This is a genomic window from Micromonospora wenchangensis (assembly GCF_002210435.1).
Classification (GTDB): domain Bacteria; phylum Actinomycetota; class Actinomycetes; order Mycobacteriales; family Micromonosporaceae; genus Micromonospora; species Micromonospora wenchangensis.
Genome location: NZ_MZMV01000003.1, coordinates 155,851 through 171,409 on the forward strand (window position 1 = coordinate 155,851; position 15,559 = coordinate 171,409).

Here is a 15,559-nt window from a genome sequence, read left to right on the forward strand (position 1 = left end):
CCGACCCGGCCGCCGGGGCGTCGCCGGCGGCCCACGTCAGTCGTCGGAGAAGTCGCCGATCTCGACGGCGCTGGCGGACTGGTCGCTGACCGGGCCACCGGTCGGGGTGCTCAGGCCACCGGTGGTGGCGTCGCCGGTGGTGGTCGGGGCCACCGTGCCCGGGTGCCGTTCGGGTTGCCGGGCCACCCGCCGGACGCTGGCCGGCCCGGCCGTGCCACCGGTGGTGGTCAGCGCACCCTGGCCCCGGGTGGGGCCGCCGTCGCGCAGCACCTCCGGGTCGACCGGCACGTCGGCCACGTCGTCCGGGTCGTCCTGCTGGAGTGCCCGGGTCACGTCGATCTGGGGCACGGTCACCTCGTCGAGGGCGCCGGGACCGTACGCCCCGGCGGTGAGCCGTTCCTCGGCCTGGCGGGTGGACTCCCGCATCCTGTCGTCGTCGCGCACGTTCCTCACCTCACAGGGTCTCGGCGGAACCCACTGCGTGCCCGGGGGCCGGACCCTGAAACACCGCCGCCGGGGCCGGGCGGCGTACCACGGTCGGGGCACGGCGTACGGGCCCGGCGGGCGGCGAAATTCCGGCCGGGGCCGGTGTTACCTGCTCACCGGCGGGGGGTAGACCCAGGGTGCCCCCGCCACAGCAGGTGAACCGTGCCGTGGCCGACCGCGGTAGCGGGGCGAGGGAGTGCAGGTACTCATCAAATCCTGAGGAGGACCAGATGAGCACGCAGGCTGCATCCACCAGGCCCATGAACCGGCCGATGCAGGACACCGCCCAGCGCAACGCCATGATGAACGAGCAGACCCGGCAGATGCCGGCGATGCACGACGGGCACCGGGAGCAGATGCCGTCTCCGGGTACGGAGACCAAGCAGTCGTTCCTGACCACCGAGTTCTGGGTCTACGCCGCCGCAGTCGCGGTCGTGGTGATCTCCGCCTTCTGGCGTGGCACCACCTCGAACGGCCTGAACATCAACAACCCGACGCAGGCGTGGTGGTTCCTGACCGCCCTGACCGGCGCCTACCTGGTGAGCCGGGGCCTGGCGAAGGCGGGTTCGGCGCGGCGTTCCGGCGCGGAGCGCAAGGGTCGTCGCTGACCCGGCTGATCCCAGCAGCGTGAGCTGCTGAGCACGATGGCCCCCGGGATTCCTCCCGGGGGCCATCGCTGGTCGTGTCAGCCGCCGCCCGGCGTCGGGCGGGGTCTCAGCTCACTCGTCGTCGCCGAAGTCGCCGCCGTCGTCGTCGCCCCCGAAGGCGTCGTCGAGCAGTTCACCGGCGACGAGTCCACCGGCGACACCGAGCGCCGCGCCGGCCACCACGCCGCCCATCCCCGGCCCCCGGCCGTGGTGACCGTGGCCGTGGCCGTGCATCGGGTAGCCGTGGGTGGGCGCGCCGAAGCCGGAGGAGGCGCGCAGGTTGCCGTACGTGGCGGTGGTCTCGCGCAGCCAGCCGTCGACGACCCGGGCCCAGTCGACCCGGTCGACGTCGCCGTGGGAGACGGTGTACCTGCCGAACACGTCGTGCCCGGAGCTGAGGAAGCCGCCCCGCTTGTCGCACTCCAGCACCACCTCGACCCCGTGCGGGCTGGTCACGAACGTCAGCTCCACCTCGGAGATGACCTGCGCGTACTGGGGTGCGGCGAAGAACTCGATCTCCTGGTAGAACGGCAGCGTCTGCTGGGAGCCCCGGATGTGGCCCCGCTCCAGGTCGGCGTGCTTGAACCGGAAACCGAGCTGCTGGAACGCGCCGAGGATGCGCTCGTGCACCGGCAGCGGGTGCACGTTGACCTGGTCGAGGTCGCTCTTGTCGACGGCGCGGGCGATGGCCAGCTCGGTCCGCAGGCCCATGGTCATGCCGTGCAGGCGCTGACCGTAGACGTCGGTGATCGGGGTCTCCCACGGCACCGGGAACTGAAACGGGATGGCGAGCTGCTGCTTGGGGGCGAGCTGGAGCGGGCCGCTGACCACCATCCGGTGGAACTCCATGACGCCTGCGTACTCGCTGTCGCCGCTCTCGATCTCGACCCGGGTGACCAGGCCGATGCCGATCTGCTCGATGTTGGCGGGGGCGTCCCCGCCGACCAGGTTCACGTTGCCGTCGAGGGTCAGGCCGGGCCGGGTGTTCGGGTTTGCCAGGACGGTGTCGACGCTGGGCCCACCGACCCCGAACGCGCTCAGCATCTTCTTGAAGACCATCGGAACTCCCGCTTCACGGTCGGCGTACTCCACCGTGGAGCACGCACGGTTACCCGCCGCACCCTAACCGCCAGGACTGTGAAGTGCCTGAAAGGACGCACCGGGGCGGGCCAGCAGCACCAGCATCGCGCAGGCCGCCACGAAGAACACCGCCATGGCCGAGGCCATGGGCAGCAGGGTGGCGTACCCGAGGAGACCGGTGAGGGGCGTGACCAGCGCGCCGGCGAGGAAACCCAGGCCACCCTGGAGCGCGGCGGTGGTGCCGGCGGAACGCCGGCCCGCCTCCTGTGTCAGCGCGGTGCTGGCCGGCAGGGTCAGGCCCATGCCGGCGACCACCACGGCGAGCAGCGTCCACGGCACGGCCAGCGGCCCCCCGGCCCGCCGGTCGACCAGGGCGACGACCAGCAGCACGAGGGTGGCCACCGTGGACGCGGCGAGCCCGGCGGCCCGCAGCCGGCCGGCACCGGCCCGCCTGACCAGCACCCGGAACAGCAGCCCGGCCGCGGCCATGCCGGCGGCGTTGGTGGCGAAGATGAGGGTGTAGCGGGACTCGTCCACCCGGTAGGCGGTCTGGAAGACGAACGCCGAGCCGCCGATGTAGGTGAAGAACCCGGCGATGGCCAGGCAGAGCACGACCAGGTTGGTGAGCACCGTCCGGTCGCGCAGCAGGCCGGCCATCCGGGCCAGCGCCGCGCGGGGGCCGCCGTCGTGCCGGCGGTGCGCGGGCAGCGTCTCCGGCAGGCCGACCAGCGCGGCCACCGCCATCGCCGCCCCCAGCCCGGTGAGGGCGAGGAAGACGGTACGCCAGGTGCCGTGGTCGAGGATCACCCCGCCGACGGCCGGTGCCAGCACCGGGCCGAGGAAGGTCACCGAGGCGATGCTGCCGAACCGGGCGGCGGCCCGGTCGCCCTGCCACACGTCGGTCACCATGGCCCGGCCGAGCGCCACCCCGGTGCCGGCCGCGATCCCCTGTCCGAGCCGGGCGAGCACCAGCACCCCGGCGGTCGGGGCGGCGGCGCAGAGCAGCGACAGCAACGCGAAACTCACGGTGCTCACCAGGACGATGCCGCGCCGGCCCCGGATGTCGCTGACCGGACCGAGCAGGAGCTGACCGGCGGCCACACCGATGATGAACGCGGTCAGGGTGAGCTGCGCCATGGTGGCGCTGGTGTGCAGGGAGCGCCGCAGCTCGGGCAGGGCGGCGATGTACGCGTCGGTGGCGAACGGTCCCACCCCGGTCAGCAGCACCAGCGCGACCATGGACGGCCTGCCCGCCGCCCGGCCGGGTCGGTACGACGTGGACGGCGTCTCGACCCGCGGAGGTGTCACCCATGGACCGTAGACGAATCACGGGTGGAGTGCCGGCACCCCGAACCTCGGCTGCCTGATTCACCACGTTCCGCCGATGTGACGCCATCCCCGCATCTGGGGTATCGCCACATCGGCGGAACGCCGCCAGGTCAGCTCCACGTCGTCCACGTCCACGGCCGGCCCGCCACCCGAGCCACCTGGCCCGGCACCGCGAGCGTTCATGTCATGGCACTAGCTGATAACCCACTTCGCGTAGTCGCCCGCCCCACTCGGAGACGGTGACGGAGACGGAGATGAAGAGAGCGAAGGGTGGGGGGAGACAGAAGGAGCGGGAGAGGCGCTTCCGCCCTCGTTCAGACACGACATCAGGACGACGATCGTCCCAGGTGCCGGGTTGTCCCCGTAGATGGACAGACACCACCCGCCCGACAGTCCGCTCAGCAGCCTGCCACCATTGGTGAGGGTCCACTGTTGGTTGGTAGAACCGCAGGTCCAGTCGAGCACGGAGGTTCCGTCGGCGGTCACGCCGTTCAGGACGTCGGCGCATCGACTCGGATCGGCCTGGGTGGAGAGATTACCGGCGTTCCCAGCGCTGAAAGCCCAGCTCATGCTCTTCCCACCCTGGGAGCATGGCATGACGACCAGCGGCGCCCCATCGAATGTGTTGCCATTGTAGAGGGTCAGACACAATCCGGAGTCCGGATTCTTGAGCTGATAGTAGTTGGCGTTGACTCCCACCTTCGTGTCGTTCCGGTCGGGAGTTTCCAGTTGCGCCGTCGCACCGGCGGCCGGCCACACCAGAAGGCTCAGCGCGAGAAGGGTGGCTCCTAATCCCGCCACGAGGGCACGGTGATCACGACGGAGACGACTCATACGTCAGTCCATTCATAGATGTGAATACCTTTCCCAAGTATCCGGATGCGGGTGGGAGATTGCAATCATTTTCTCGTCCGGAGCCCACCGCCCATCGCCGTACCACTACGGGAAAGGGATTCCCGAAGTTGGGATCTGCCGCACAACCAGTACCGAATTAGCTCGCCAGCACGCCGCTCGAATTGCGTTTCGAGAAAAAGGCTCAGATCACCTTGCGGAGGTGCCTCACCCAGCGTCGTCGACGAGCAGTCCACGCAGGACGCTGCGTACCGTCGTCGCGAAGAGGTCGCGGGGCGCGGAAGGTGACGGGTCGGTGATGGCGGCGGCCAGGTTCGGGTACGCCGCCAGGTCGATGCCGGTGAAGCCGACCGGCGGGGCGGCGGTCTCCTGCCGGGCGAACAGCGACGTCACCCCGATCATCATGGCGATCGCCTCGAACTTGGTGGTGGTCGCCGCCGGCACCGGCCGCAGGACGGCCAGGCAGTGGTCAAACCAGGCCAGGCTCTGCGGGCCGGGGGCGGTCGGCCGGGGCAGGACCGCCACCAGCCAGGGGTGCCGCCGGTAGAGGTCGAGCTGCCGCCGGGCGAGAAGCAGCATGGTGTCGAGCCAGTCGTCGCCGGCCTCCGGGTAGGGGCGCAGCTCCCCCGCGGCCTGGTCGACCATCAGGTCGAGCAGGTCGTCGCGGGAGGACAGGTAGCGGTAGAGCGAGCCGGCGCCGGTGTGCAGCGCGGCGGCGACCGCCCGCATGGAGACCGCGCCGATGCCGTCGGCGTCGGCCACCGCGATCGCGGCGGCCACGATCTCGTCCCGGGAGTGCGAAGGCGCGGGACCGCGCTGCCCCCGGGCCGGCCGGGACCAGATCGGCGGACGCGCTGGCTCGTCGGGTGAGGTCACCGCTACACTCTAAAACTGCAAACGCCGTTCGCGGTTTCGATGTCGGGGAGGACGAGATGGAACAGCACTGGACCGTGCAGCGGGTACCGGCGGCCGACGACGCCGAGATCGTGCTCCACTCCACCGGCAGCGGGCCGGGCATCATCGTGGTGCACGGCGGCGGCGTCACCATCGGCATCTACCGCCGGTTGGCCCTGCGGCTGGCCGACCGGTTCACCGTGCACCTCTACAACCGTCGCGGGCGGGACGACGCGGCGGCCCGCGCCGAGCCCTACGACGGCGAGCAGGACGTCGACGACCTCGCCGCGTTGCTGGCCGCCACCGGGGTCGGCAACGTGCTCGGCCACAGCGGCGGCGGCTTCGTGGCCCTGCGCGCCGCCGCCCGGGGGCTGCCGATCGACCGGCTCGCCCTCTACGACCCGGCGGTGCAGGTGAACGGACTGTTCCCGCTCGACTGGGTGCCCGCCGCCCGCGCGGCGGCACACGCGGGCGACATCGCCCGCGCCATGGCGATCACCGGGGCCGGCCTCAACACCCAGTCGGCCACGTCGCGCCTGCCACTGGCCGTCCAGGTGGCCATCTGCCGGCTGTTCCTGCGTACGCCGATCGGGCGCGGCATGGGTGAGCTGCTGCCGTCCACCCTGGACGAGAGCGCGCTGATCCAGCACCACGACAGCCCGCCGCAGCAGTGGGCCGGCGTCACCGCCGAGGTGCTGTTGGCCTGCGGCGGCAGCGGTCCGCCCTACTACCGGCCGATCAACGAGGCGCTGGCCGGGGCACTGCCGCACGCCCGCACGCTGGTGGTGCCGCGCGCCGGTCACGACGCGCTCAACCGGGCCCCGCAGCACCTGGTCGACGCGCTGGCCGAGTTCTTCACCACCCCGGTCACCTCGGAGCGCGCCCGCTCCTGACGAGCAGGCGAACGGGGGCGGGCCGGCGTCAGCCGTGTGACGCAACCGACGCCGGCCCGCCACCGAGGAAGCCGGTCAGGATCTCGGTGAACCGGGCCGGCTGCTCCTCGGCGGCGTAGTGGCCGCAGTCGTCGATGACCGCCTCGGTGACGTCGTCGGCGGCCAGGCGCATCGTCCGGGCGACCAGCGCGCCGCTGTAGAGCGCGCCGCCGATGGCGAGCACCGGCAGCGTCAGCCGGGTCTTCGCGCGCTGTTCGTTCTGCGCGATCGTCGCGTCCAGCGCCCGGTAGTAGCCGAAGCTGGCCCGCAGCCCGCGCGGGTCCGCGACGATCGCGTCGACGTAGACGTCGACGGCGTACGCGGGGATGGTGGTCGGGGTGGCGGCCTTGGTGGCGAACTGGTAGCCGAAGAACAGCCGCTCCCGGCCCCGGACCAGCGCCTCGCTGAGGTCGTCGAGCCGGTTGAAGCCGAAGTGCCAGAACCGCTGGCTGACCTCGGCCGGGCTGAAGAACGACGGGGTCGGCGTGAGGCCGGGGACGATCGCGTCGACGACGGCGAGCCGGCCCACCCGCCCGGGGTGGTCGGCGGCGAGGGCGTACCCGGTCCACATGCCGATGTCGTGGCCGACCACGTCGAACCGGTCGTGTCCGAGGGCGGTCATCAGGGCGACGAGGTCGGCGGCGAGCGTGCCGGCGTCGTACCCGTCGTCGGGCTTGTCGGAGAGCCCGGTCCCGCGCTGGTCGACGGCGACGACGGTGTGCGTACGGGCGAGCGCGGGCATCACCTTCCGCCAGGCGTACCAGGTCTGCGGCCAGCCGCCGACCAGCAGCAGCGGTGGGCCGTCCCCGCCGGTGACGGCGTGCAGCCGTAGCCCGTCCAGCTCGACGAGCCGGCTGGCGAAGACGTCGGTGAAGCCGTCGGGCAGTCGCAGCGAACTCAGCGTTGTCATGCCGGCGACCATACCCATCTTGGAACGATCGATACAAGATGGGTATGCTGACGACCATGGCGGGTCGCAAGCAGTTCGACGTGGACGAGGCGCTACGACGGGCGATGCACGTCTTCTGGCGCTGGGGCTGGTCGGAGGCCTCCATCGACCGGCTCACCGAGGGCACCGGCCTGGGCCGCAGCTCGCTCTACGGCACCTTCGGCGACAAGAGCGCCCTCTTCCGCAGCAGCCTCCAGCTCTACACGCAGACCTACCACCCGCTGTACGACCAGGCACTGCGTGGCCCCCACCCGGACCCGGGCGCCGTGGTGGCCGCCTTCCTCCGGGTCACCCTGAACCGCATCGCCGACCCGACGGTGCCGGACGGCTGCCTGGTCACCGTGTCGGCCACCCAGTTCCCGGCCCTCGACGAGGAGGGCCGGGCGATGGTCCGGGCCGTGATCGACGGCCTACGGGCGATGCTGGAACAGGCGTTGCTGGCGGCGGGCGCGGGCGAACGGGAGGCCGCCGACTGGGCGCTGTGCACGCTGGCGACGAACAAGTCCCTGGCGGTGCTGAGCCGCGCCGGCTTCTCCGCCGAAGAGCTGGCCACCGTGGCCGCAGCCGCCGCCCGCCGCCGCGACCAGACTCCCGGCCGGTGACCGGCATCGGTCACCGCGTCCAGAAGCTGGCCGGAAAGGCCTCGACGTCGGTCGCGGACCGTTCGAGCAGTGCGGCGATGGGCAGCAGAGCGGTCGCCGCAGCATCCCCGGCGTCGGCCAAGTGACGGATCACGCCCGCCTGCCGCCGGGCCCGCTGCGGCACGGCGGCGGCGAACCCACCCCGGTCACCCTCGTAGCCGTACGCGTCGAGCAGCAGGCGCAGCCGGCGGGCCCGCTCGCACAGGTCGTCGTCGGTCAACGCGCTGCCGTCCCGCGGTGAGGCCAGCGGCACCCAGGTCAGCGCGGAGAACGCCAGGTCCCAGTCCCGCGCCGACGGGCCGGCGGTGTCCCAGTCGCAGAACCCGACCAGCCGGTCACCGTCCACCACCGCGTTGTAGGGGGACGCGTCCTGGTGCCCGACGACCAGCCCGGGGCCCATCGTGCGGCCGACGAACCAGCACTCGTCGGGCGGCGGCGTGAAGCCGGCGGTCAGGTCGTGGACCCGGCGCAGCCACCGGCCGACCTGGACCAGCATCGCGTCGTTCGTCGCCCAGTCGGGCCAGGGCTCCCGGCCGCCGATCGTCTCCCCCGGCAGATAGCTGAGCATCTCGCGACCCTGGTCGTCGAAGCCGAGGGCCCGGGGAGCGGCGTCGAACCCGGCATCCTCCAGATGTCGCAGCACCGCGTGCACGGTGGTCGTCCACCGCGATGCCCGCTTGTGTACGACACCATCGATCAACACGGCACCCGTGGTGTTACCGCCGGGAAGCACCTCTTCACGCATCTGCCCGGTATACCGGGCGTTGCGACGCCGACGACACCGAATTTCGTCCGGCCGGACCCGACCACGGCCCGACTGTCCCACCCCTGTGGTCGAATCCCGGCATGCACATCATCGTCTGCGGGGCGCTCGTGGTGAACGACGCGGTTCTGCTGGTGCACCGCAGTCCGGCCCGCCTGGCGTATCCGGATCTGTGGGATCTGCCCGGGGGTCACGTCGAGGCGGGCGAGTCCGAACGACAGGCCCTCGCCCGTGAGCTGCGCGAGGAGGTCGGCGTCGAGATCGTCGCGGAGTCCTGCTCACGGCTGGGCGACCTGCGGTCCGGCAGCGGCGAGGACGCCGTACACGTCGGGGTGTGGCACGTCGGAGCCTGGTTCGGCTCCCCCACCAACCGTGCGCCCGACGAGCATGACGACCTCGCCTGGGTCGGGCTCAGCGAGTTGGGGGGTCTTCCCCTCGTGCACGGTGGCCTACCGGCGCTGCTCCGTGCCCTGGACGGGCCGCCCGCCTCACGCCTGGTCGAGGAGGTGGCGTGACGGGAGATAGTCGATCTTCGAGTCGGCGTAGACGCCGAGCGTGCCGTCGTCGAGGCACCTCAGGCCGACGCTGATCCAGCGCACCTCGCCGTCGGCACCGAGCGCGTAGCCGACCGCGACGGCGAACTCCTCACCCCCGCAGGGGCAGGAGCAGGATTCGCGACCGGCCTCGTCCCAGTAGTCGGCGCTGTCGCCGATGAAGGCGACCGCGCCGCAGGCGAGGCAGGTCCGTCGGGTCGCCTCCTCCTCGTCGATGTCGACGCGGAAGGCACGGCCGTCGCACCCGGCGCACCGGGACTCCACCACCGTGTCCACCGGGTAGCCGCCCGCCGCGAAGTAGCGGAGGTAGTCGGCGAGGTCGTCGACGTTCTCCCCGCGCCACAACTCTCCGGACCTGTCGAGTGCCATCCCGGCATTCTGCCCGGTGCGGGCGGTGCGTCGGCCAGCGGACGACCCTCGTGCGGCTCAGACCCAGGTGGTGGCCAGCCAGATCGCGACGGCGGCGGTCACCAGCAGGACGACGTTGAGCCCGATCTGGCGGGTCTCGCCCCGGGACAGGTGCACCGCGATGCCGCCGACCTGGATCAGGACGAACCCGACTGCCGCCGCGACCGCGAGCCAGGGCGCGATCCCGGTCAGCGGCGGCAGGACCAGGCCGGCCGCGCCGAGAACCTCCAGCACCCCGATGGTCCGGACCAACGGCATGGGTACGCGGTCGACCCAGCCCATCATCGGTTGCAACTGCTCCCGGCTCTGCACGACCTTCTTGCCCCCGGCGTAGAAATAGAAGACGGCAAGCAGGGCGGCGACGATCCAGTAGGCGAGTGTCATGACGGGCCCTCCAGCTCTGAACCCAATGGTTACGAGAAGGAACTAGCCACATCATGTGTCACTATCGGAGGGCCTACAAAAGGCACACTGATGTGCGTAAGGCACAGGGGGTGGTCATGTCGCAGTACGAACACACCTGCATGATCCGGGGCGACGGCGGCCGGACGATCCGGGCGATCCTGGACCGCATCTGCAACAAATGGACGCTGCTGATCGTGGCGACCCTCGACGGGGGAGCACTGCGGTTCACCGAGCTACACCAGCAGATACCCGGCATCTCCCAGCGCATGTTGACGTTGACCCTGCGCCACCTGGAGCGCGACGGTCTGGTGTCGCGGACGGCGTACGCGGAGGTCCCGCCCCGCGTGGAGTACGCGCTGACCCCCACCGGCAAGAGCCTCATCCCGCCCGCGCTGGCCCTCGCCGGCTGGGCCATCGAACACGTCCCCCACATCGAGGCCAGCCGAGCGCTTCACCAGGACAAGTCCGGATGACGTCGGAGGCTGTCGGATCACCAAGTCATGTCAGATGACACGGATCGTGATCAGGTCTTCGAGTCCTGCCAGGTCGCTGGCGTTCTGCCGCATCTCCCGAAGCCCCACCTCATGCATACGCCATACGTAGCACATCCACTACGCGCCTCTGGCGAACCTCACCACGGACAGGTGCACGGCGACGCCCCGACTCGGGAAGATCTTGGAAGCAAACGGCCCCCTGAGGGGCCGAAATCCTCCAAGATCTCCCCGGGGCCCGACGCTCAGTGGATGGCGTCGGTGAAGTCGAACTCGCCGTCCTTGACGCCGCCGACGAAAGCCGCCCACTCGTCAGCCGTATAGACGATCGTCGCCGCGTCCCGCGCTTTGCTGTGCCGCACCGCCACCCGACCCGAGCCGTCGAGCAACGGCCCCGCCTCCACGCAACTCCCGCCGTTACTGTCGCTCTTGGTGCTGATGTGCCAGGCGACCTCGGGCATAGCCTCGTTCATGCCAACTCCTCTGCAATGGCCCCCATCAGGGCGGTCGACTCATCTTTGCTGAGTGCGGACTTCGACAGACGATCGTACGCACGGAGAAAGCGCTCGGCTTTTGGTGACTCCATGTAGAGCCGACCGCCGAGGGATTCGACGTAGGCAACCGCAGGATACGGCTCGGGTAGGTGGAAGATCCAGAACGTGCCGTCGAGTCCCTGATGGAGGGCGACCGAGAACGGCATGATCTGAATGCGGACATGCGGCAGGGCTTGGAGTTTCACCAGGTGCGCGAGCTGGTCCCGAAGGACCTGGACACCACCGACCCGACGACGCACGACGGACTCGTCGATGACGACATGGATCCTGAGTGGGCGTTCCTTGGAGAGCACTTCCTGGCGTGACAGCCGCAGCTCGACCCAGCGGTTGACCATCGACTCGGACGCCTCCGGCTCCGCCGCGTTCCGGATCACCGCTTCGGCGTAGGCCCGGGTCTGGAGCAGCCCCGGCACGAGGGTCATGTGAAAGCAACACACCTTGTCGGCGCGGCCCTCCAGCCACGGGTACTCGATGAAGGACGAGTCGACGATGTCGCCGTAGTCCTCGTCCCAGCGGTCGGTGCGCCACACGTCCTCGGCCAGCGCCAACAGGCGGGCCCGCTCGGCGGCGTGGTGGAAGCCGTAGAGGTCGAGCAGTGCGACGACGTCACCCTTGCGGATCGGCCAGTCCGCCCGCTCGTAGCGGCCGAGCGCGGACATGTCGCGTTGCAGGTGCTCCGAGACGAGTTTCAAGGTCATTCCGCGTTCTTCCCGGAGGGCGCGGAGTTGTTGGCCGAGCCACTGCGCGCGCAGGGTCCGTATGAACGGCTTGTGCGGCATGATCCACCTCTCGAAAAAGTTGACGAGGCCCGCGAAGGAACCATTGCTCCAGTTCCAGCCCACTGGAAATGTGGCCTTCGGGTGAGGGTGATCACCGGCCCCCGGGGACGCCCGGTGCAAGCGCAGTAACCGCGGCTGTGCCAACAGCCGAGAAGGTGACGAAAGCCGGCCTCGCGGGTGGCAGCCGCATACCGGATCTCGTCGGGTCTCAACATGAAGCCGAATTTCCGGCTCCGACCGACTTGCTGAATACCTATCACGGCGGCGTGGGTTCCCGCGACCCCGTACCCACCAGGAGGCGACGAATGATCCGCGACGACGGCACGCTGCCGGCCCGGCTGCATCCGGTCCTGGTCCGCGACCACCAGTTCCCCGCCGCCGGCTTCGGCCGGCGCGGCCTCGACCCCCGGGAGGTACGCCGGTTCCTGATCCGGGTCGCCCTGGAGTTGGCCAGCCTGCACCAGGAGGTGACCCGGCTGACCGGGGAGAACACCAGGCTCAAGCGGCTGCTGCGGGACCGCCGCAGCGCCCAGGCCAACCGTCCCCCGTGCTGAGCCACGGCCGCGACGACGGTCCCCGCTACGTGCTGCACCTGCCCGTGACGGTCCCGACCGAGGAGCAGGCGTTGCGGTTCGCGTACGCGTTGGCCCGGTCGTTGGCGCTGGTGCCGGGGGTGGAGATCGCCGGTGCCACCGTGTCCGCCGAGGACGCCCAGCACGTACGACGGTGGGTGTTCTGTGACCGGATCTTGCCGGACCGGCGGCGCTGCCGGGCACGGGCCGACCACGACGGGCCGTGCGACCCCGTTTGATGAGCCGGGGTCAGTCGACCTCGACGACGACCAGCTCACCTACCTGTTCGCCGATCTGCCGGCGGCCGTCCGCCGGCAGCCCGGCGTCGGTGATCAGCAGGTCGGCCTCGGCCAGCGGGGCGATGGTGGCGATGCCGATGGTCTCCCACTTGGTGTGGTCGGCCAGCACCACCAGGTGCCGGGCCGCCCCGATCAGCCGTTTGTTGACCGCCGCCTCCAGCAGGTTGGGGGTGGTGAACCCGGTGCGCGGGCTCATCCCGTGCACGCCGAGAAAGAGCAGATCCACGTTCAGGGTACGGATCGCCGCCTCGGCCACCGGCCCGGTCAGCGCGTCGGACGGGGTACGGATGCCGCCGGTCAGCACCACAGTCTGGTCGACGCGCGGGTTCTGGTAGAGCGCGTCGGCGACCGGGATCGAGTTGGTCACCACGGTCAACCCGGGTACGTCGCCGAGCAGGGTGGCCAGCGCGGCGGTGGTGGTGCCGGCCGACAACGCGACGGCCATCCCCGGCTCGACCATCCGGGCGGCCCGGCCGGCGATGGCCCGCTTCTCGTCCTGCTGGCGGACCGACTTCGCGGCGAAGCCGGGTTCCTCGGCGGACCCGGGGCCGGCCAGGGTCGCCCCACCGTGCACCTTGTCGACCAGCCCCCGTTCGGCGAGCACCTCCAGGTCGCGGCGGATCGTCATGTCGGAGACGCCGAACCGGCTGACCAGGTGACTGACCCGCACCCCGCCGCGCTGCCGGATCAGCTCCAGGATGGCGTTCTGCCGTTGCTGAGCGAGCATCGAACCTCCCAACCGCGCGGACGAGGGAACGGTACGCAGGTCAGGCCGCTGCGGCCGGGGAGGGTTCACCCGCTGGGACCGCCCCGCTCACCGCCGGCTCCTCCCGCACCACGGCCACCTCGCCGGCCGGTACCCGCAGCGTGCCGCCGCAGGGCTGCCCGGTGAGCAGGTCGGTGCCGGTCACGTCGAGGGTCGCCTCGGCATCGGTGTGGTTGACCACGAACAGCCAGGACCGGTCGTCGGCGCGGCGGCGGACCACCTCGACGCCGGTCGGGGCGGCGGCCGGCGGGCGTACCCCGGCCTCGGTGATCAGCCGGCCCACCAGGGCGTCGGTGGCCGCCTCGTCGAGCCGGGTGGCCAGGTACCAGGCGGTGCCGTCGCCGACCCGGTGCCGGGTCAGCGCGGGCACGCCCGGCAGCGGACCGTCCTCGTACGACGCGACGACCTCCGCGCCGACCGGGTGCAGCCACTCGGTCCACACGTCGGCGGTGGAGCCGTCGTCGAGCGCCACCCGCTCGCCGGCCAACAGCGGGAAGAACTCTTCGGTACGCACCCCGAGCAGCTCCCGGAACGCCCCCGGGTAGCCGCCGAGCCGGATGTGGTCGTGCTCGTCGACGATCCCGCTGAAGTACGTGACCAGCGCCGTCCCGCCCCCGGCCACGTACCTGTGCAGCGCCTCGGCGTCGGCGTCGCGGACCAGGTAGAGGGTGGGGACGAGGACCAGCCGGTAGCCGGACAGGTCGGCCGACGGGTGCACCACGTCGGCGGTGACCCCGGCCCGCCACAGCGCGTCGTAGAGCGCCCGCATCCGGTCGGGGTAGGTGACGTCGACGCTGGGATGGGAGTCGAGTTCGACGCCCCACCACGCCTCCCAGTCGAACAGGATCGCCACCTCGGCCTCGACCCGGCTGCCGCGTACCTCGGCCAGGGCGGCGAGGTCGGCGCCGAGCCGGCAGACCTCGTCGAAGACCTTGGTGTCCGGGCCGGCGTGCGGGACCAGGGCGGAGTGGTACTTCTCCGCGCCCGCCCGGGAGGCCCGCCACTGGAAGAACAGCACCCCGTCGGCGCCGCGCGCCACATGGGTGAGGCTGTTGCGGCGGAGTTGACCGGGGGTCTTGGCGACGTTGCGGGGCTGCCAGTTGACCGCGCTGGTGGAGTGTTCCATCAGCAGCCACGGGTCGCCGCCGGCCACGCTGCGGGTCTGGTCGGCGGCGAACGACAGGCCGAGGTGGGCGTACGGGTCGGTGGCCATGAGGTAGTGGTCGTTGGCGACCAGGTCCACGTCGGACGTCCACGAGTGGTAGTCCATGTGCTTGGCCATGCCGATCATGAAATTGGTGGTGACCGGCTGCCGGACCCGCCGCTTGAGCACCTCCCGCTCGGCGCGGAGCTGGGCCCGCTGCTCGTCGGAGGAGAAGCGCAGGAAGTCGAGCTGCTGGGTGGGGTTGGCGATGGTCAGCGTGGACCGGGGCGGGTTGATCTCGGCCCAGTCGTGGTAGCGCTGGCTCCAGAAGGCGGTGCCCCAGGCGTCGTTGAGCCGGTCGAGGTCGCCGTAGCGCTCCCGCAGCCAGCCCCGGAACGCCTCGGCGCTGACGTCGCAGTAGCAGTGCACGTTGTGGCAGCCCAACTCGTTGGAGACGTGCCACATGACGACGGCGGGGTGCTCGGCGTACCGGTCGGCGACCGCTTCGACCAGGGCGAGCGAGCGCTCCCGGAAGACCGGCGAGCTGGGGCAGTACGCCTGCCGTCCGCCGGGCCACAGCACGCCGCCGCCGACGGCGCGGGGCAGCGTCTCGGGGTGCCGGTGGGCCAGCCACGGCGGCGGGCTGGCGGTGGCGGTGGCCAGGTCGACGTGGATTCCGCCGGCGTGCAGGACGTCGAGGGCCCGGTCGAGCCAGTCGAACTCGTACCGCCCGGGGGAGGGTTCGAGCAGGGCCCAGGAGAAGATCCCGACCGAGACGAGGTTGACCCCGGCCCGGCGCATGAGCGCGACGTCGTCGGCCCAGACCTGCTCGGGCCACTGCTCGGGGTTGTAGTCGGCGCCGAAGTAGATCCCGTCGCCCTGCCAGGTGCCGTGTTGCCGCATGAGAGCAGAGCGTGCCCCTAGCGGTCGATCAAGTCAACACTTTCCAACACGGACCCGCTTTCCAACGTTTACCCCCGAGATCCCGTACGGCTTCGGCGATACCGATCCGGA

Annotated in this window: 20 protein-coding genes; 7 read left to right on the plus strand and 13 right to left on the minus strand. The window is 71.0% G+C overall.

What is annotated here, in order from left to right; translation table 11 throughout:
- Positions 1-36: 36 nt before the first annotated feature.
- Positions 37-444 (minus strand): hypothetical protein, encoded by a 408-nt coding sequence (locus B5D80_RS02895; RefSeq protein WP_088642187.1) that lies wholly within the window; start codon positions 442-444, stop codon positions 37-39.
- 365 nt (positions 445-809) lie between these two features.
- On the opposite strand from B5D80_RS02895, the gene B5D80_RS02900 reads away from it, so the two are divergent.
- Positions 810-1,094, plus strand: a complete 285-nt coding sequence (locus tag B5D80_RS02900) for a hypothetical protein (RefSeq protein WP_211291370.1) — start codon at positions 810-812, stop codon at positions 1,092-1,094.
- Positions 1,095-1,205: 111 nt separating this feature from the next.
- Here B5D80_RS02900 and B5D80_RS02905 read toward each other — a convergent pair whose 3' ends face one another.
- The 4 genes from B5D80_RS02905 to B5D80_RS02920 form a co-directional block, all read right to left on the minus strand.
- Positions 1,206-2,192 carry a sporulation protein gene (locus tag B5D80_RS02905; RefSeq protein ID WP_088642189.1) on the minus strand — a complete coding sequence of 329 codons (987 nt, stop codon included), beginning with the start codon at positions 2,190-2,192 and terminating at the stop codon, positions 1,206-1,208.
- A 63-nt stretch (positions 2,193-2,255) separates the two neighbouring features.
- Positions 2,256-3,521 (minus strand): Bcr/CflA family efflux MFS transporter, encoded by a 1,266-nt coding sequence (locus tag B5D80_RS02910; RefSeq protein WP_144081543.1) that lies wholly within the window; start codon positions 3,519-3,521, stop codon positions 2,256-2,258.
- A 213-nt stretch (positions 3,522-3,734) separates the two neighbouring features.
- Complete coding sequence (locus B5D80_RS02915) at positions 3,735-4,376, minus strand: RICIN domain-containing protein (RefSeq protein ID WP_088642191.1); 642 nt, start codon at positions 4,374-4,376, stop codon at positions 3,735-3,737.
- A gap of 225 nt (positions 4,377-4,601) precedes the next feature.
- Entirely contained in the window at positions 4,602-5,270 is a 669-nt protein-coding gene (locus tag B5D80_RS02920; protein WP_088642192.1) for a TetR/AcrR family transcriptional regulator, read from the minus strand.
- Between the two features lie 56 nt (positions 5,271-5,326).
- On the opposite strand from B5D80_RS02920, the gene B5D80_RS02925 reads away from it, so the two are divergent.
- Positions 5,327-6,181 (plus strand): alpha/beta fold hydrolase, encoded by an 855-nt coding sequence (locus B5D80_RS02925; RefSeq protein WP_088642193.1) that lies wholly within the window; start codon positions 5,327-5,329, stop codon positions 6,179-6,181.
- A gap of 28 nt (positions 6,182-6,209) precedes the next feature.
- On the opposite strand, the gene B5D80_RS02930 is transcribed toward B5D80_RS02925, so the two are convergent.
- Positions 6,210-7,130, minus strand: coding sequence for an alpha/beta fold hydrolase (locus B5D80_RS02930; RefSeq protein WP_169733025.1), 921 nt, complete (start codon positions 7,128-7,130; stop codon positions 6,210-6,212).
- Positions 7,131-7,186: 56 nt separating this feature from the next.
- On the opposite strand from B5D80_RS02930, the gene B5D80_RS02935 reads away from it, so the two are divergent.
- Positions 7,187-7,771 (plus strand): TetR/AcrR family transcriptional regulator, encoded by a 585-nt coding sequence (locus B5D80_RS02935; protein WP_169733026.1) that lies wholly within the window; start codon positions 7,187-7,189, stop codon positions 7,769-7,771.
- 10 nt (positions 7,772-7,781) lie between these two features.
- Here B5D80_RS02935 and B5D80_RS02940 read toward each other — a convergent pair whose 3' ends face one another.
- On the minus strand, positions 7,782-8,453 hold the full coding sequence (locus tag B5D80_RS02940) for a phosphotransferase (protein WP_245854191.1): 672 nt from the start codon (positions 8,451-8,453) through the stop codon (positions 7,782-7,784).
- A 203-nt stretch (positions 8,454-8,656) separates the two neighbouring features.
- Here B5D80_RS02940 and B5D80_RS02945 point away from each other — a divergent pair, with 203 nt between their 5' ends.
- On the plus strand, positions 8,657-9,088 hold the full coding sequence (locus tag B5D80_RS02945; RefSeq protein ID WP_088642195.1) for an NUDIX domain-containing protein: 432 nt from the start codon (positions 8,657-8,659) through the stop codon (positions 9,086-9,088).
- Here the strand turns inward: B5D80_RS02945 and B5D80_RS32710 are convergent.
- Both B5D80_RS32710 and B5D80_RS02955 read right to left on the minus strand, forming a co-directional pair.
- Positions 9,062-9,496, minus strand: coding sequence for a hypothetical protein (locus tag B5D80_RS32710; RefSeq protein ID WP_144081544.1), 435 nt, complete (start codon positions 9,494-9,496; stop codon positions 9,062-9,064). The genes B5D80_RS02945 and B5D80_RS32710 overlap by 27 nt on opposite strands.
- Before the next feature lie 57 nt (positions 9,497-9,553).
- On the minus strand, positions 9,554-9,919 hold the full coding sequence (locus B5D80_RS02955; protein ID WP_088642196.1) for a DoxX family protein: 366 nt from the start codon (positions 9,917-9,919) through the stop codon (positions 9,554-9,556).
- A gap of 116 nt (positions 9,920-10,035) precedes the next feature.
- On the opposite strand from B5D80_RS02955, the gene B5D80_RS02960 reads away from it, so the two are divergent.
- Entirely contained in the window at positions 10,036-10,413 is a 378-nt protein-coding gene (locus B5D80_RS02960; RefSeq protein WP_088642232.1) for a winged helix-turn-helix transcriptional regulator, read from the plus strand.
- 263 nt (positions 10,414-10,676) lie between these two features.
- Here B5D80_RS02960 and B5D80_RS02965 read toward each other — a convergent pair whose 3' ends face one another.
- Both B5D80_RS02965 and B5D80_RS02970 read right to left on the minus strand, forming a co-directional pair.
- Positions 10,677-10,904: a DUF397 domain-containing protein gene (locus tag B5D80_RS02965; protein ID WP_088642197.1), complete on the minus strand. Its 228-nt coding sequence runs from the start codon at positions 10,902-10,904 to the stop codon at positions 10,677-10,679.
- Positions 10,901-11,764 carry a helix-turn-helix domain-containing protein gene (locus tag B5D80_RS02970; RefSeq protein ID WP_088642233.1) on the minus strand — a complete coding sequence of 288 codons (864 nt, stop codon included), beginning with the start codon at positions 11,762-11,764 and terminating at the stop codon, positions 10,901-10,903. The genes B5D80_RS02965 and B5D80_RS02970 overlap by 4 nt, the downstream gene beginning before the upstream one ends.
- A gap of 305 nt (positions 11,765-12,069) precedes the next feature.
- Between B5D80_RS02970 and B5D80_RS02975 the strand changes: the two genes are divergently transcribed.
- Positions 12,070-12,318: a DivIVA domain-containing protein gene (locus B5D80_RS02975; RefSeq protein WP_088642198.1), complete on the plus strand. Its 249-nt coding sequence runs from the start codon at positions 12,070-12,072 to the stop codon at positions 12,316-12,318.
- Positions 12,312-12,575 (plus strand): hypothetical protein, encoded by a 264-nt coding sequence (locus B5D80_RS02980; RefSeq protein ID WP_425437149.1) that lies wholly within the window; start codon positions 12,312-12,314, stop codon positions 12,573-12,575. Before B5D80_RS02975 ends, B5D80_RS02980 begins: the two co-directional genes overlap by 7 nt.
- Positions 12,576-12,585: 10 nt before the next feature.
- Here B5D80_RS02980 and B5D80_RS02985 read toward each other — a convergent pair whose 3' ends face one another.
- Both B5D80_RS02985 and B5D80_RS02990 read right to left on the minus strand, forming a co-directional pair.
- Complete coding sequence (locus B5D80_RS02985; protein WP_088642199.1) at positions 12,586-13,362, minus strand: DeoR/GlpR family DNA-binding transcription regulator; 777 nt, start codon at positions 13,360-13,362, stop codon at positions 12,586-12,588.
- A 40-nt stretch (positions 13,363-13,402) separates the two neighbouring features.
- Complete coding sequence (locus B5D80_RS02990) at positions 13,403-15,448, minus strand: beta-galactosidase (RefSeq protein WP_088642200.1); 2,046 nt, start codon at positions 15,446-15,448, stop codon at positions 13,403-13,405.
- Positions 15,449-15,559: the final 111 nt, after the last annotated feature.

Bases quoted from the DNA above. Each gene is read 5' to 3' on its own strand.
- B5D80_RS02970 (WP_088642233.1), bottom strand. From the start codon at position 11,764: ATGCCGCACAAGCCGTTCATACGGACCCTGCGCGCGCAGTGGCTCGGC.
- B5D80_RS02955 (WP_088642196.1), bottom strand. From the start codon at position 9,919: ATGACACTCGCCTACTGGATCGTCGCCGCCCTGCTTGCCGTCTTCTAT.
- B5D80_RS02935 (WP_169733026.1), top strand. From the start codon at position 7,187: ATGGCGGGTCGCAAGCAGTTCGACGTGGACGAGGCGCTACGACGGGCG.
- B5D80_RS02945 (WP_088642195.1), top strand. From the start codon at position 8,657: ATGCACATCATCGTCTGCGGGGCGCTCGTGGTGAACGACGCGGTTCTG.
- B5D80_RS02975 (WP_088642198.1), top strand. From the start codon at position 12,070: ATGATCCGCGACGACGGCACGCTGCCGGCCCGGCTGCATCCGGTCCTG.
- B5D80_RS02925 (WP_088642193.1), top strand. From the start codon at position 5,327: ATGGAACAGCACTGGACCGTGCAGCGGGTACCGGCGGCCGACGACGCC.
- B5D80_RS02990 (WP_088642200.1), bottom strand. From the start codon at position 15,448: ATGCGGCAACACGGCACCTGGCAGGGCGACGGGATCTACTTCGGCGCC.
- B5D80_RS02965 (WP_088642197.1), bottom strand. From the start codon at position 10,904: ATGAACGAGGCTATGCCCGAGGTCGCCTGGCACATCAGCACCAAGAGC.
- B5D80_RS02905 (WP_088642189.1), bottom strand. From the start codon at position 2,192: ATGGTCTTCAAGAAGATGCTGAGCGCGTTCGGGGTCGGTGGGCCCAGC.
- B5D80_RS02960 (WP_088642232.1), top strand. From the start codon at position 10,036: ATGTCGCAGTACGAACACACCTGCATGATCCGGGGCGACGGCGGCCGG.
- B5D80_RS02930 (WP_169733025.1), bottom strand. From the start codon at position 7,130: ATGACAACGCTGAGTTCGCTGCGACTGCCCGACGGCTTCACCGACGTC.
- B5D80_RS02915 (WP_088642191.1), bottom strand. From the start codon at position 4,376: ATGAGTCGTCTCCGTCGTGATCACCGTGCCCTCGTGGCGGGATTAGGA.
- B5D80_RS02985 (WP_088642199.1), bottom strand. From the start codon at position 13,362: ATGCTCGCTCAGCAACGGCAGAACGCCATCCTGGAGCTGATCCGGCAG.
- B5D80_RS32710 (WP_144081544.1), bottom strand. From the start codon at position 9,496: ATGGCACTCGACAGGTCCGGAGAGTTGTGGCGCGGGGAGAACGTCGAC.
- B5D80_RS02900 (WP_211291370.1), top strand. From the start codon at position 810: ATGCCGGCGATGCACGACGGGCACCGGGAGCAGATGCCGTCTCCGGGT.